Source organism: Aliikangiella maris (assembly GCF_040719265.1).
Lineage (GTDB): Bacteria > Pseudomonadota > Gammaproteobacteria > Enterobacterales > Kangiellaceae > Aliikangiella > Aliikangiella maris.
In genome coordinates this window covers 1-15,983 of the sequence record NZ_JBFDAH010000043.1, presented here as the reverse complement: position 1 = coordinate 15,983, position 15,983 = coordinate 1, and the positions used below count along the sequence as shown (strand labels likewise).

Sequence of the window (15,983 nt, the reverse complement as noted above, 5' to 3'; positions counted from 1 at the left end):
ATGGATGTTGAATTGATTGCACCGATTGCGATGGATGAAGGTTTACGTTTTGCTATTCGTGAAGGTGGCCGAACTGTTGGCGCCGGTGTTGTTTCTAAAATTATTGCTTAATTAGATAGCCGAGTTTAGCGTAACGAAATGTTTCGTTACGCTTGATATTGCAGGCCAGTGGCTCAATTGGTAGAGCAGCGGTCTCCAAAACCGCAGGTTGGGGGTTCGAGTCCCTCCTGGCCTGCCACTGCAATCGAGGCTATAGCATTTTTCAGAAATAAAAATTACTTTTGGTTAGTTTATGAGCGTACAAGAACAGGTAGAGACTTCAAGTTCTCTAGATAAAATTAAATGGGTTTTGTCAGCAATTACCTTGGCCGGCGCTGTTTATGCTAATCATTATTTAATTGATGGCTCCGTTTTAATTAGAGCCGCTGTGATCATTGCCTTAGTGGCGATTGGTCTAGGTATTGGCTTTACCACTTCAAAAGGTAAAGCTGGATTGGCTTTTGCCAAAGAATCTCGCATTGAAGCCAGAAAAGTTGTCTGGCCAACTCGAACAGAAACGATTCAAACGACTATAATCATCATAGTAGCTGTGAGCATCGTTTCATTATTTCTCTGGGGAATTGACGCGATATTAGTTAAACTGATTAGTTTATTAACTGTTAGAGGGTAATTGAATGTCGCTGAAATGGTATGTAGTCCAGGCTTATTCCGGTTATGAAAGTAAAGTCAGAAATTTGCTGGAAGAGCGTGTAAAATTACATGGTCTAGAAGAAAAGTTTGGTCAAATTCTTGTTCCAACAGAAGAAATTGTTGAGATGAGAGCTGGTCAAAAAAGAAAAAGCGAGCGAAAATTTTTTCCCGGCTACGTTTTAGTTGAAATGGAGATGGGTGATGATTCATGGCATTTGGTCCGTGAAACGCCTAGAGTGCTTGGTTTTATTGGTGGAACTAGTGACAGACCTGCTCCCATTAGTCAAAAAGAAGCTGATGCAATACTTAATCGACTAGAAGAGTCGACTGATAAGCCAAAACCAAAAACATTATTTGAAGTTGGTGAAGCAGTAAGAGTTATTGATGGTCCATTTGCAGACTTTAATGCAGTGGTAGAACAAGTGAATTATGAGAAGAGCCGACTTCAAGTATCCGTTATGATATTCGGTCGCTCAACACCGGTCGAACTTGACTTCAGTCAGGTTGAGAAAGGTTAAATCCTGATTATATTGAGTTAGGTAAAAATTTGAATTCTGAAAAACAAACATGGTATTTGCGTACTGTGGGTGTTTTTTTACGTTAAAGAAAGGGGAGCTTTAAGCTAATCATTATTAGCAAATAAAGCGTTCGAACCCATATTTGAGGTGCAATAATGGCTAAAAAAATCGAAGCTTATATTAAGCTGCAAATTGGCGCCGGCATGGCTAATCCAAGTCCACCTGTTGGACCTGCATTAGGTCAGCATGGTGTAAACATCATGGAATTCTGTAAAGCATTTAATGCTGCAACAGACAAAATGGAAAAAGGATTACCAACACCAGTTGTAATATCAGTATACAACGATCGTAGTTTCACTTTTGTTACAAAAACACCACCAGCTGCAGTTTTAATTATGAAAGCTATTGGTTTGAAAAAAGGTAGCGGTCGACCAAATACTGAAAAAGTTGGTAAAATTACTCGCGCTCAATTAGAAGAGATTGCGAATACTAAAGAGCCTGATTTAACATCTGCTAGCTTGGATGCTGCGGTAAGAACTTTGGAAGGAACTGCTCGTTCAATGGGCGTAGAGGTGGAGGGTTAATCGATGGCTAAACTATCTAAACGTCAAAAATTAATCAACGAGAAAGTTGATAAAAACAAGATCTATTCAATCGAAGAAGCTTTGACATTAATCAAAGAAGTTTCTCAGGTGAAATTCGATGAAACTATCGATGCTTCTGTGAACTTAGGGGTTGATCCTAGAAAATCAGACCAGGTTGTTCGTGGTGCTACTGTACTGCCAAATGGTACAGGTAAAGATGTTAGAGTAGCTGTTTTCACTCAAGGTGAGAATGCTGATGCGGCCAAAGAAGCTGGTGCAGATATTGTTGGGATGGATGATCTCGCTGATGAAGTCAAAAAAGGTAATATGGACTTTGATGTCGTTATTGCCAGCCCTGATGCAATGCGGGTTGTTGGCCAGCTAGGTCAAATTCTGGGACCTCGAGGCTTAATGCCTAATCCAAAAGTTGGTACAGTCACTGCTGATGTTGCAACAGCCGTAAAGAATGCCAAGTCTGGTCAGGTACAATATCGTACCGATAAAGGCGGTATTATTCATGCACCAATTGGTAAAAGTAGCTTCGAAATTCAAGCATTATCAGAAAATTTAAGTTCACTACTAGCAGCATTGAAAAAAGCAAAGCCTGCTTCTGCTAAAGGTACATATATGAAAAAACTATCAATCAGTTCTACAATGGGACCTGGTTTAGCTGTTGATCTAGCAACGATCAACTTAAAAGATTAGTTTTTTAAAAAGAATAGTTTGAAAGCAAGTTGGCTTGACTGACTTGCTGAGAGCTTGGGTATTTAAGTTAAATATGTTTCATAGGTTTAGCTTAAATACCGTCATAGACCGTAGGTGAAAATTTTTTATGTTGTCCACCTTTATGAGGTGAGGTAAAAAATGGTCTTAAAAACAGCCTACGCAGACGGTGATACCCGACTCAGTATACTGGGCGGTTCATCGTTTACAGAGGAATAAACAATTTGTTTGTTCTTAAATTGTAAAGCTTCTAGCTTAAGTCTGACTATTGCTAATGTCACATTTTGGCAAATTAGTTAATAGCAGTTAAGTTAGATATTTTGGAGGTGAACAAAGTGGCACTTGGACTTGAAGGTAAAAAGGCAATAGTTGCTGAAGTAAATGAAGTTGCTTCAAGCGCACTATCTGCTGTACTTGCTGAGTACCGTGGCATGTCTGTTGAACAAATGACAGCGCTACGTGTTAAAGCCCGCCAAAGTGGTGTTTACTTACGTGTTGTGCGTAACACCCTGGCAAAACGTGCTGTCGAAAATACTGAGTTCGCTTGTTTGACTGATGCTCTGGTTGGCCCGGTTGTTTGTGCGTTTTCGCTTGAAGAACCTGGTGCGGCTGCAAGACTTGTTCGTGACTATGCAAAAGAGTGCGACAAGTTACAAGCTACCGCTATTGCTGTTGGTGGCACTTTACATAGTGCTGACCAGTTAGATGCCGTAGCCAAGCTACCAACCAAAGACGAAGCAATTGCTTCACTGATGAGTGTAATGAATGGACCAGTGACCAAACTGGCACGTACATTAAACGAATTCCCATCGCGTATTACTCGAGTAATCAATGCGGTGAAAGAACAGAAGCAAGCGGCTTAATAATCCGACAAAACGTTTTTTGTAAATACAAAAATTTTTTAATTTTAAATTTGACCCAGGAGAATGAGTAATGGCTCTTTCTAAAGACGATATCTTAAATGCAATTGCTGAAATGTCAGTAATGGAAGTTGTTGAACTAGTTGAAGCAATGGAAGAAAAATTTGGCGTAACTGCTGCGGCTGCTGTTGCTGTTGCTGCAGGCCCAGCTGGTGATGCACCTGCTGCTGCTGAGCAAACTGAATTTGACGCTGTAATGACCAGCTTCGGCGCTAACAAAGTTGCTGTAATCAAAGCTGTTCGTGGCATCACTGGCTTAGGCTTGAAAGAAGCTAAAGAAGCTGTTGAAGGTTGCCCAACTACTTTGAAAGAAGGCGTTTCTAAAGAAGAAGCTGAAGATGTTAAGAAACAGCTTGAAGAAGCAGGCGCAACAGTAGAAATCAAGTAATTGATTCCTGCTTTCGACTCGCTCGGATATTCCGGCTGGTGGCATTTTTGCCTCCGGCCGTTTTGCCGTTTAACAAAGCGGTTATTCTGGTTGCATTATTTGATACGGACTTGTCAATTTACGGCTAATACTTGAAGCTGTTATAAAAGCAGGTTTGTGGTAAATGTGACCAGTAAAGTTTTTATTTTTTTGAGTTTTTGTGGTGTATTCATAGTCAGTTCCGCCGTATCAAGAATTGATTATAAAGATCGAATGAAAGCTAACTGAGGAGCCCAGATGGCATATTCATATACTGAAAAAAAGCGAATCCGAAAGGATTTCGGCCTGAACAAAAGAGTTTTAGATGTCCCTTACTTGCTTGCAATTCAACTAGACTCATATCGTTCATTTTTAAACAAAGATGATATTATTGATTCTGGGTTAGAAAAAGCCTTTAAATCTGTTTTTCCTATTTCCAGCTATTCTGGTTCTGCTGCACTGGAGTATATTAGTTATTCTTTAGGTGAACCGGTATTTGATGTCAAAGAGTGTCAAATTCGTAGTGTCACCTATTCTGCAGCATTAAGAGTAAAAATTCGGTTAGTTATTTACGATAAAGAAAATAAAAACAAAACAATTAAAGAAGTCCGCGAACAAGAAGTTTATATGGGCGAGATGCCATTGATGACCGATAATGGTACTTTTGTCATTAATGGTACTGAGCGGGTTATTGTTTCTCAGTTGCATCGTAGTCCGGGTGTATTCTTCGATTCTGACAAAGGTAAGACCCACTCATCTGGTAAGTACCTGTATAACGCGCGAGTTATTCCTTACCGTGGATCGTGGTTAGATTTCGAGTTTGATCCAAAAGACTGTGTTTTTGTGCGTATCGATCGTCGACGTAAATTACCTGCGACTATTTTATTGCGCGCTTTAGGATTTACCACCGCAGAAATGCTGGAGATGTTTTACAGCAACGATTCGGTACAAGTTGATGCGGAAGGTGTTTTCACTTTGTCATTAATTCCAGAGCGACTACGTGGTGAAATCGCCTCTTTTGATATTAAAGGAAAACATGGCTCTGTAATGGTTGAGGCTGGACGCCGTGTAACGGTTCGTCATATTCGTGATTTAGAAAGTGCGGGTATTGAGCGCATTGAAATTCCTTCCGAATATTTGATCGGCCGAGCTGTCGCGAAAGATATTATTGATAAAGAAACTGGGGAAATTCTAGTTGAAGCGAATAGCGAAGTTACGGATGAGTTGCTGGCCAAAATTAGCGAGGCAGGAATCAATGAGTTTGAAACGTTATTTACCAATGATTTGGATTGTGGACCTTACATTTCAGATACCCTGAGAATTGATCCAACAACTACTGAGCTTGAAGCACTGATTGAAATTTATCGAATGATGCGACCTGGCGAACCACCAACAAAAGATTCTGCCGAAACATTATTTGAAAACCTCTTTTTTACCGAAGAGCGTTATGATTTATCCAGAGTAGGCCGTATGAAGTTTAATCGCCGAGTTGGTCGTGATAGCGACGAAGGCGAAGGCACATTATCTAAACAAGATATTATCGATGTATTGAATACCTTGCTAGATATTCGAAATGGTAAAGGAAAAGTTGATGATATTGACCACTTGGGTAACCGTCGTATTCGAAGCGTTGGTGAAATGGCTGAAAATCAATTCCGTGTTGGTCTGGTTCGAGTTGAACGAGCGGTAAAAGAACGTTTAAGTATGGCTGAAGCTGATAACCTGATGCCACAGGATTTAATAAATGCTAAACCTGTTTCAGCAGCAATTAAAGAATTTTTTGGTTCTTCGCAGTTGTCTCAATTTATGGACCAGAATAACCCACTGTCAGAAATTACACATAAACGACGTGTATCAGCTTTAGGGCCTGGTGGTTTGACTCGAGAGCGTGCTGGGTTTGAAGTACGTGACGTTCATCCAACTCACTATGGTCGTGTTTGTCCTATTGAAACTCCTGAGGGACCTAATATCGGTTTGATAAACTCGTTAGCATGTTATGCGCGTACTAATGACTATGGCTTTTTAGAAACGCCATATCGACGAGTTGTAAACGGTCAGGTGACTGAAGAAATCGATTTCTTATCTGCAATTGACGAGGGGAACTATTACATCGCTCAGTCAAACGTTGTTATTGATAATGATGGTCGCATGATTGAAGACTTAGTTTCTTGTCGTTATCAAGGTGAATTTACATTAACCACGGTGGACAACGTTCAGTATATGGATGTTTCTCCTCAGCAGATCGTATCGGTTGCTGCATCAATGATTCCATTCCTTGAGCACGACGATGCAAACCGTGCATTGATGGGATCAAACATGCAACGTCAGGCTGTTCCTACACTGCGAGCAGATAAACCTTTAGTTGGAACCGGTATGGAAAGAACTGTAGCGGTTGACTCTGGTGTAACCGTTGCTGCCAAACGTGGTGGGGTGATTGAGTTTGTTGATGCGGGGCGAATCGTAGTACGTGTTAACGATGAAGAAACAATCGGCGGCGAAGCTGGGGTTGATATTTATAACCTGACTAAATATACGCGTTCTAATCAAAATACCTGTATTAACCAGCGTCCAATCGTAAATGTTGGTGATGAAATCGGGCGTGGTGACGTATTGGCAGATGGCCCATCAACCGATTTAGGTGAGCTGGCTCTTGGGCAAAATATGAAAATAGCGTTTATGCCCTGGAATGGATACAACTTCGAAGACTCTATTTTGATTTCAGAAAATGTGGTTAAAGAAGATCGTTTTACCAGTATTCATATTCAAGAATTAACTTGTATTGCTCGAGATACCAAGCTGGGATCAGAAGAAATTACGGCTGATATTCCAAATGTTGGTGAGAGTGCTCTAGCTAAACTTGATGAGTCAGGAATTGTATATGTTGGTGCAGAAGTTAAAGCCGGTGACATTCTTGTTGGTAAAGTAACGCCGAAGGGCGAAACTCAGTTAACACCTGAGGAAAAACTTTTGCGCGCAATCTTTGGTGAAAAAGCCAGTGATGTTAAAGATACTTCGCTGCGAGTTTCTTCCGGCACCGTTGGAACGGTTATTGACGTTCAAGTGTTTACTCGTGACGGTGTTGAAAAAGATGCACGTGCAATGGATATAGAAGCAAGCGAAATTGCCAGAGTAAGAAAAGACTTAAATGATGAGTTGGCCATTTTAAAAGGCAATATTCAAAGTCGTGCTTTCAAAATTCTAAATGGTGCCGTAGCTGAAAAAGGACCTGAAAGATTGAAAAAAGGCTCAGTACTTGATGAAGAGTACCTCAATCTAATTGGTGCAGAGCAATGGCTGGATATTCAATTGCGTGATGAAGAATTACAGACACAAATTGAAGCGTTAGCCCAAAACCTTGAAGAACAAAAGAAAGAATATGACAAAAAGCTTGAAATTAAACGCGTTAAAATTACACAAGGCGATGATTTAGCGCCAGGTGTATTGAAAGTTGTCAAAGTTTATATGGCAGTAAAACGTCGTATTCAACCTGGTGACAAAATGGCTGGACGCCATGGAAATAAAGGGGTTATTTCTAACATTGTTCCAGTAGAGGACATGCCTTACCTCGAAAATGGTGAGCCCGTCGATATTGTATTGAATCCGTTAGGTGTTCCTTCACGGATGAATATTGGGCAAATTCTGGAAACTCACTTGGGTTGGGCTGCAAAAGGTATTGGTCGTCGAATTGATGATTTGCTCGAACAGCAGCAGTCAGTACAGCGCATGAGAGAGTTTTTAGATAAAGTCTATAATCATCGTGATGAAGCGACAGTTGATTTAGATTCCTTCACTGATGAAGAAATCATGACAATGGCTAATAATCTGCGCAATGGTGTTCCAATGGGGACACCAGTGTTTGATGGGGCTAAAGAGTATGAAATCAAACATTTACTTGATTTAGCTGGTGAAGATACGTCAGGACAGTCTTGGTTATATGATGGAAGAACTGGTGACCGCTTTGAGCGTCCAGTTACAGTTGGATACATGTACATGTTAAAACTGAATCACTTGGTTGATGACAAAATGCATGCTCGTTCAACAGGTTCTTATAGTCTGGTAACTCAGCAACCGCTTGGTGGTAAAGCTCAGTTTGGTGGACAAAGATTTGGAGAAATGGAAGTTTGGGCACTTGAAGCTTATGGTGCCAGTTATACATTGCAAGAAATGCTGACTGTTAAGTCAGATGACGTAAATGGACGTACCAGAATGTATAAAAATATTGTTGATGGTGACCACCGTATGGATCCAGGTATGCCTGAGTCCTTCAATGTATTGGTCAAAGAAATTCGCTCGCTCGGTATTAATATTGAGCTCGAATTAGAAGACTAATCATTTTACGGAGAGGCCTGTAATTGGACTCAGTTACAGGCTATTAAGTACCAGTTTTTATTCACTCCGGGAGGAGAAAAAGTTGAAAGATTTATTAAACTTTATAAAACAACAAAACCAAACTGAAGAATTTGATTCGATTCGAATTGGCTTGGCTTCACCTGAAATGATTCGTTCATGGTCGTTTGGTGAAGTTAAAAAACCAGAAACAATTAACTATCGGACTTTCAAGCCTGAGAGAGATGGCTTGTTCTGCGCGAAAATATTTGGTCCGGTAAAAGACTATGAATGTTTGTGTGGAAAATACAAACGATTAAAACATCGTGGCGTTATTTGTGAAAAATGTGGTGTAGAAGTTGCTCTGGCAAAAGTTCGCCGTGAAAGAATGGGACATATTGACTTAGCTTGTCCAGTCGCACATATCTGGTTCTTGAAATCGCTACCATCCCGTATTGGTTTATTACTGGATATGACATTACGTGATATAGAGCGCGTACTTTATTTTGAAGCATTTGTTGTTACTGAGCCCGGTATGACAACCCTCGAGCGCGGACAATTGCTTAGCGAAGAAACTTATCTCGATGCACTGGAAGAGTTTGGTGATGAATTTGAAGCCAAAATGGGTGCTGAAGCGGTAATGACTTTGCTGACTCATATTAATATTGAAGAAGAAGCAAAAAATATTCGTGAAGAAATTCCAAACACCAACTCAGAAACTAAGTTAAAGAAATTATCCAAGCGCTTAAAATTACTGGAAGCGTTTATCGAGTCAGGTAATAAACCTGAGTGGATGATTATGACAGTCTTGCCAGTATTACCGCCAGATTTAAGACCGTTAGTTCCACTTGATGGTGGTCGATTTGCAACATCAGATTTGAATGATTTATATCGTCGGGTTATCAATCGAAACAATCGATTAAAAAGACTGTTAGATTTAAATGCGCCAGATATCATTGTACGCAACGAAAAGCGGATGCTTCAGGAAGCTGTTGATGCCTTGCTCGACAATGGTCGCCGAGGAAGAGCGATTACTGGATCGAATAAACGTCCATTGAAATCTTTGGCCGATATGATTAAAGGTAAGCAAGGTCGTTTCCGCCAAAATTTATTAGGTAAACGAGTTGATTACTCTGGTCGTTCGGTTATCGTGGTTGGGCCAACTTTAAGACTGCATCAGTGTGGTCTACCCAAGAAAATGGCTTTGGAATTATTTAAACCGTTTATTTTTGGCAAGCTCGAATTACGCGGATTAGCAACAACTATTAAAGCTGCTAAAAAGATGGTTGAACGCGAAGAGCCTGTCGTTTGGGATATTTTAGAAGAAGTTATTCGCGAACATCCGGTATTACTGAATCGTGCACCAACTCTTCACCGTCTAGGTATTCAAGCATTTGAACCTGTGTTAATTGAGGGTAAAGCAATTCAGTTACACCCATTAGTTTGTGTGGCTTATAACGCAGACTTTGACGGGGACCAAATGGCGGTTCACGTTCCTTTAACCATCGAAGCACAACTTGAGTCGCGTGCATTGATGATGGCAACCAATAATGTGCTTTCTCCTGCGAACGGCGAGCCTATTATTGTTCCAACCCAAGATGTTGTACTTGGACTTTATTATCTGACTCGTGAAAAGGTCAATGTTCAAGGCGAAGGAATGATTTTTGCTGATACAGCCGAAGCACTTCGAGCCTACCGAAATGGGAAAGCTGCATTACACGCGAAAGTAAAAGTGCGTCTAACTCAAACAACTATCGATGAAGATGGTAACCAGCATGACGATACCTCAATTGTCGATACGACGATTGGTCGTTCGTTGTTGTTCGAAGTAGTACCGAAAGGATTACCTTTTGAACTGGTTAATCAAAAAATGACGAAAAAAGCGATATCTAATCTGGTTAATCAGGCATATCGCCGTCTAGGTTTGAAAGAAACGGTTATTTTTGCCGATCAGCTCATGTATACCGGTTTTAACTATGCAACTTTATCAGGGGCATCTGTTGGGATTGACGATATGGTTATTCCTGATGAAAAGAAAATCATTATCGACTCTGCTGAGCAGGAAGTCCGTGAAATTGAAGAGCAGTTTGCATCTGGTCTGGTAACTCACGGTGAGCGTTATAATAAAGTTGTTGATATTTGGTCTCATACCAATGAGCAGGTGGCCAAAGCGATGATGGACAACTTGAGTTTTGAAGATGTAGTTGATGCTAATGGTGATACAGTTAAACAACAGTCGTTTAACTCTGTATACATGATGGCTGACTCTGGTGCAAGGGGTAGTGCTGCACAGATAAGACAGTTAGCTGGGATGCGTGGTTTGATGGCAAAACCCGATGGTTCGATTATCGAAAGCCCTATCAAAGCGAACTTCCGTGAAGGTCTGACTGTACTTGAATACTTTATTTCTACTCATGGTGCTCGTAAAGGTTTGGCTGACACAGCATTAAAAACGGCAAACTCAGGTTATTTGACTCGTCGATTGGTTGATGTTGCTCAAGACCTTGTTATTACAGAATTGGATTGTGGTACCGAGAAAGGTCTGGTGATGACGCCTCTAATTGAAGGTGGTGATGTTGTTGAGCCACTTAGAGAGCGTGTTTTGGGACGAGTCAATGCCGAACATATTTATAAGCCAAACTCCGATGATATCATTTGTGAAGCCGGTACTTTACTTGATGAGCAATGGGTAGAAATACTCGAAGCAAATGGTGTTGACCAAGTGCTTGTACGCTCAGTTATTACCTGTGAAACGCGTCAAGGTGTCTGTGCTCAATGCTACGGACGCGATCTGGCTCGAGGTCATCGAATTAATATTGGTGAAGCCATTGGCGTTGTTGCTGCTCAATCAATCGGGGAGCCTGGTACACAGTTAACCATGCGTACTTTCCATATTGGTGGTGCTGCGTCGAGACAAAGTGCAGAAAATAACGTTCAAATCAAAAATGATGGTAAGTTGAAACTGCATAATGCGAAATATGTAACGCGAGAAGATGGCAAAATTGTTATCGTTTCGCGTTCGACAGAACTGACATTGCTTGATGAGTTTGGACGTGAGCGTGAAAGATATAAAGTCCCTTATGGTTCTGTATTAGAAGTCCATGATGGTGATGCCGTTAAAGGTGGTGATGTGGTTGCTAACTGGGATCCGCATACTCACCCAATCATTACGGAAATTGCCGGGGTAATTAAACTTCAGGATGTTATCGAAGGCGTTAATATGACGCGCCAGACTGATGAGTTAACCGGGCTAAGTTCATTGGTTGTAACCGAGTCAAAACGTACCGGTACCAAGTCAAATGACTTAAGACCAATGATTAAGTTATACGACAAAAGTGGTAATGAGCTGTTAATTCCAGGCACCACCATGCCTGCCCAATATATTTTACCAGTCAATGCTATCGTAAGCATTGAAGATGGCACAGAAGTTGGAGTCGGGACAGCCATTGCGCGTATCCCACAAGAAGGTTCGAAAACGGGTGATATTACCGGGGGGCTTCCAAGGGTAGCTGACTTATTTGAAGCAAGAAAGCCAAAAGAGCCTGCGATTTTGGCCGAAATTTCGGGTACTGTGAGCTTTGGTAAGGAAACTAAAGGTAAGCGTCGTTTGATCATTACTCCTCAAGAAGGTGATGCGTATGAAGAATTAATTCATAAGTGGCGCCACTTTAACGTGTTTGAAGGAGAGAAAGTTGAGAAAGGGGAGGTCGTATCGGATGGTGCAGATAATCCTCATGATATTCTTCGACTTAAAGGAATCAGTTCGTTAGCAAATTATATTACCAACGAAGTACAAGATGTTTACCGGTTACAAGGGGTAAAAATTAATGATAAGCACATTGAAGCAATTGTGCGTCAAATGTTGCGCAAAGTGCTTATTAGTAATCCAGGTGACAGTTTATTGCTGAAAGGTGAGCAAGTTGAGTATGTTAAAGTACTTGATGTGAATGATAAACTGGCCGCTGAAGGCAAAGAACTTGTTCAGTTTGAACGGGTTCTGATGGGTATTACTAAAGCTTCATTAGCAACAGAATCATTCGTTTCGGCTGCTTCTTTCCAAGAGACGACTCGGGTATTAACTGAAGCTGCCGTGAGTGGTAAAAAAGATCAACTGATTGGTCTAAAAGAGAACGTTATCGTTGGTCGGTTAATTCCTGCTGGAACCGGATTAACTTATCACGAAGAAAGAAAGAGCCGTTTGTCGGATGGGTTTGAGTTTGATATCGAAGAAACTGTTTCTGCTGAAGAAGCAGAAAAAGCGCTCAGTGATGCGCTTAGTTCTACTGGTATTGAAAGCGACGAAATCTAACATTAACAAATTTAACCGCTGACCGTTTTTTGATCGAATGGTGAGCGGTTATCTTGACATCCTTGGCAGTGGCAATTAAAATGCCGCACCCTGAGTAAAAGGCATGATTTGTCTGATTGCTGAGGATTTAATTAAGTAAAATGCTGGAGCTATTGTAAACAATGTCAACTATTAATCAGTTGGTACGCAAGCCGCGTAAAAAAGTGGTACAAAAGAGTAACGTCCCTGCGCTAGAAGCTAACCCTCAAAAGCGTGGAGTTTGTACTCGTGTTTACACTACAACTCCTAAAAAGCCTAATTCAGCACTGCGTAAAGTTGCTCGTGTTCGTTTAACTAACGGATTCGAAGTAACTTCCTACATTGGTGGTGAAGGTCATAACCTGCAAGAGCATAGTGTTGTAATGATTCGTGGTGGTCGTGTTAAAGACTTACCGGGTGTTCGTTATCACTGTGTGCGTGGAAATCTTGACTTGGCTGGAGTTAAAGATCGTAAACAAGCCCGCTCTAAATACGGTGCAAAGCGACCAAAATAAACCGTTAAGGTTAAAAATGTATAATTAGGCGTTGGCAAAACACCTAATTGATTTGTAAAGCATTTAGCTACCGAAAATTTGTTGCCCAAAGTCGCAAGGAGTTTGGGCTTTAGATTTCGCTAGATGCAATAAGACATCCCATTGAGATGTGAGTAAGGTCCGGGCTCAAGTCCTGGAAAAAGACCTGAAGTAACACATAGGAAAACTATTATGCCTAGAAGACGCGTAGTCGCCAAACGAGAGATCTTGCCTGATCCTAAGTTTGGAAGTGAGCTATTAGCTAAATTCATCAACGTACTTATGGTTGATGGTAAGAAGTCTGTAGCTGAAAAAATCGTTTATCGAGCTCTTGATATTATTAAAGAGAAGAAAAACATCGAAGATGCACTCCCGATTTTTGAAGAGGGCTTGGAAAAAATTAAGCCTTTGGTTGAAGTAAAGTCTCGCCGAGTTGGTGGTTCAACTTATCAAGTTCCGGTTGAAGTTCGTCCTTCTCGTCAAACTGCACTGGCTATGCGCTGGTTAGTTGAAGGCTCGAGAAAGCGTGGTGAAAAATCAATGGATGCTCGACTGGCTGGTGAACTGCTGGATGCTATCGAAAATCGTGGTTCTTGTGTTAAGAAACGCGAAGATGTGCATCGTATGGCTGAAGCGAACAAAGCGTTTGCTCACTACCGCTGGTAAAATTATTCTCGCTTTTTTTTAATAAAAGCATATGAGGAACATCTAATGCCACGTTCGACTCCTATAAGCCTTTACCGAAATATTGGTATTTGTGCTCATGTTGATGCCGGTAAAACGACAACAACAGAGCGAGTCCTGTTTTATACTGGTTTATCTCATAAAATGGGCGAAGTACACGATGGTGCTGCAACCATGGATTGGATGGAGCAGGAGCAGGAACGTGGGATTACTATTACCTCTGCGGCCACCACAACGTTCTGGCGTGGTATGCAGGGGGAATACGAAAATCACCGAATCAATATCATAGATACGCCCGGACATGTCGACTTTACTATTGAAGTTGAGAGATCTTTGCGAGTTCTCGATGGTGCAGTGGTTGTATTTTGTGCTTCATCTGGTGTTGAGCCTCAGTCTGAAACTGTGTGGCGACAAGCTGATAAATACAATGTTCCACGAATGGTTTTCGTTAATAAAATGGACCGCGCGGGTGCGAGTTTTTTAAGAGTGATTGAGCAGATTAAAAAGCGACTGGGTTCAAATCCAGTACCTGTTCAATTACCTATTGGCGCAGAAGAAGAGTTTCAAGGGATTGTCGATCTGATAAAAATGAAAGCTATATATTGGAATGAAGACGATCGCGGAATGACTTTTGAATATGCTGACATTCCCGCCAACATGAGTGACGAATGTCAGCTGTGGCGTGAAAAAATGATTGAAGCTGCGGCCGAAGCCAGCGAAGAATTGATGGATAAATACCTTGAAGAGGGTGAATTATCAGAAGCTGAAATTAAGAAAGGCTTACGAGTTCGAACTTTATCTAACGAAGTGGTTATTGCCACTTGTGGTAGCGCATTTAAAAATAAAGGCGTGCAAGCGGTATTGGATGCTGTAATTGATTACATGCCTGCTCCAATCGATGTTCCGCCAATTTCAGGATTAAAAGAAGATGGTGAAACAGAGGATTCAAGGCCGCCTGAAGATGATGCACCTTTTTCTGCTCTGGCTTTTAAAATTGCTTCTGATCCTTTTGTTGGTACATTAACTTTCTTTCGAGTATATTCTGGTGTTTTACGCACGGGCGATCAGATTTATAACCCAATAAAGGGGAAAAAAGAGCGAGTTGGGCGTATTGTCCAAATGCACTCAAACTCCCGTGAGGAAGTCAAAGAAGTTTACGCCGGTGATATTGCTGCGGTTATTGGAGTTAAAGAAGTAACAACTGGAGATACCTTTTGTGATCCGGTGAAAAGAATTATTCTTGAGCGAATGGATTTTCCAGAACCGGTTATCTCGGTAGCGGTTGAACCAAAAACTAAACCCGATCAAGAAAAAATGGGGATAGCTTTAAGTAAGCTTGCTCAAGAAGATCCCTCTTTCCGTGTAGAAACTAACGAAGAGTCGGGGCAAACCATCATCTCAGGGATGGGGGAATTACATCTGGATATTATCGTAGACCGGATGAAAAGAGAATTTAAGGTTGACGCAAATATTGGTAAACCCCAAGTAGCTTATCGTGAAACGATTCGACAAAAGGTTGAAGCTGAAGGTAAGTTTATTCGTCAATCTGGCGGACGTGGCCAGTATGGACACGTTTGGTTGAAGCTCGAGCCCAAAACTTCTGGTGACGGGTATGAGTTTGTTAATGAAATTGTTGGTGGTGTTGTTCCAAGAGAATACATTCCTGCAATTGACAAAGGGGTGCAGGAACAAATGCAGCAAGGCGTTTTTTCCGGGTATCCAATGGTTGACGTAAAAGTGACATTATTTGATGGATCTTTCCATGACGTTGACTCAAGCGAGATGGCTTTTAAAATAGCCGGCTCGATGGCATTTAGAAATGGCGCTTTAGATGCTGAACCGATATTGTTGGAACCCATAATGGCGGTAGAAGTCGTTACCCCAGAAGAATATATGGGAGATGTCATGGGCGATTTAAATCGTCGGCGAGGCATGGTACAAGGAATGGATGATAACCCTTCTGGAAAAGTGATTAAAGCCGAGGTACCACTAGGGGAAATGTTTGGTTATGCCACTGATTTAAGAAGTGCCACTCAGGGGCGGGCAAGCTATTCGATGGAATTTTCAAAATATGAAGAAGCACCTAAGAGTGTTTTTGAAGCTTTAAAATATTAATACTTTATTAAAATATAATTGAACGAGGAAACAGGTAATGTCAAAAGAAAAATTTGAACGAACCAAACCCCATGTCAATGTAGGAACCATAGGACACGTTGACCATGGGAAAACGACATTGACAGCGGCGATGTGTACCGTTTTATCAAAAGAGTTT

The 15,983-nt window shown here is 41.2% G+C and carries 13 protein-coding genes and 1 tRNA gene; all 14 read left to right on the top strand.

Annotated elements, in window-relative coordinates:
• Positions 1-111: EF-Tu C-terminal domain-related protein (locus ABVT42_RS20990; protein ID WP_465251084.1), on the top strand; the 111-nt coding region annotated here is incomplete at its 5' end.
• 51 nt (positions 112-162) lie between these two features.
• Positions 163-238 (top strand) — tRNA-Trp (locus ABVT42_RS20985).
• A gap of 54 nt (positions 239-292) precedes the next feature.
• Positions 293-670: a preprotein translocase subunit SecE gene (gene secE / locus ABVT42_RS20980; RefSeq protein WP_353897897.1), complete on the top strand. Its 378-nt coding sequence runs from the start codon at positions 293-295 to the stop codon at positions 668-670.
• A 4-nt stretch (positions 671-674) separates the two neighbouring features.
• Complete coding sequence (gene nusG, locus ABVT42_RS20975; RefSeq protein ID WP_353897898.1) at positions 675-1,208, top strand: transcription termination/antitermination protein NusG; 534 nt, start codon at positions 675-677, stop codon at positions 1,206-1,208.
• Positions 1,209-1,363: 155 nt separating this feature from the next.
• Complete coding sequence (rplK, locus tag ABVT42_RS20970; protein WP_353897899.1) at positions 1,364-1,792, top strand: 50S ribosomal protein L11; 429 nt, start codon at positions 1,364-1,366, stop codon at positions 1,790-1,792.
• Between the two features lie 3 nt (positions 1,793-1,795).
• Positions 1,796-2,497: a 50S ribosomal protein L1 gene (rplA, locus tag ABVT42_RS20965; RefSeq protein ID WP_353897900.1), complete on the top strand. Its 702-nt coding sequence runs from the start codon at positions 1,796-1,798 to the stop codon at positions 2,495-2,497.
• Between the two features lie 353 nt (positions 2,498-2,850).
• Positions 2,851-3,378 (top strand): 50S ribosomal protein L10, encoded by a 528-nt coding sequence (gene rplJ / locus ABVT42_RS20960; RefSeq protein ID WP_353897901.1) that lies wholly within the window; start codon positions 2,851-2,853, stop codon positions 3,376-3,378.
• A 70-nt stretch (positions 3,379-3,448) separates the two neighbouring features.
• Positions 3,449-3,823 (top strand): 50S ribosomal protein L7/L12, encoded by a 375-nt coding sequence (gene rplL, locus ABVT42_RS20955; RefSeq protein ID WP_353897902.1) that lies wholly within the window; start codon positions 3,449-3,451, stop codon positions 3,821-3,823.
• Between the two features lie 276 nt (positions 3,824-4,099).
• Positions 4,100-8,170, top strand: a complete 4,071-nt coding sequence (gene rpoB, locus ABVT42_RS20950; RefSeq protein ID WP_353897903.1) for a DNA-directed RNA polymerase subunit beta — start codon at positions 4,100-4,102, stop codon at positions 8,168-8,170.
• Between the two features lie 82 nt (positions 8,171-8,252).
• Positions 8,253-12,476: a DNA-directed RNA polymerase subunit beta' gene (gene rpoC, locus ABVT42_RS20945; RefSeq protein WP_353897904.1), complete on the top strand. Its 4,224-nt coding sequence runs from the start codon at positions 8,253-8,255 to the stop codon at positions 12,474-12,476.
• Between the two features lie 161 nt (positions 12,477-12,637).
• Positions 12,638-13,009 (top strand): 30S ribosomal protein S12, encoded by a 372-nt coding sequence (gene rpsL / locus ABVT42_RS20940; protein ID WP_353897905.1) that lies wholly within the window; start codon positions 12,638-12,640, stop codon positions 13,007-13,009.
• Positions 13,010-13,219: 210 nt separating this feature from the next.
• Positions 13,220-13,693, top strand: coding sequence for a 30S ribosomal protein S7 (gene rpsG, locus ABVT42_RS20935; protein WP_353897906.1), 474 nt, complete (start codon positions 13,220-13,222; stop codon positions 13,691-13,693).
• Positions 13,694-13,738: 45 nt separating this feature from the next.
• Positions 13,739-15,826 carry an elongation factor G gene (gene fusA / locus ABVT42_RS20930; RefSeq protein WP_353897907.1) on the top strand — a complete coding sequence of 696 codons (2,088 nt, stop codon included), beginning with the start codon at positions 13,739-13,741 and terminating at the stop codon, positions 15,824-15,826.
• Between the two features lie 37 nt (positions 15,827-15,863).
• Positions 15,864-15,983 (top strand): GTP-binding protein (locus tag ABVT42_RS20925; RefSeq protein WP_367024354.1); only part of this gene is annotated, 120 nt, incomplete at its 3' end.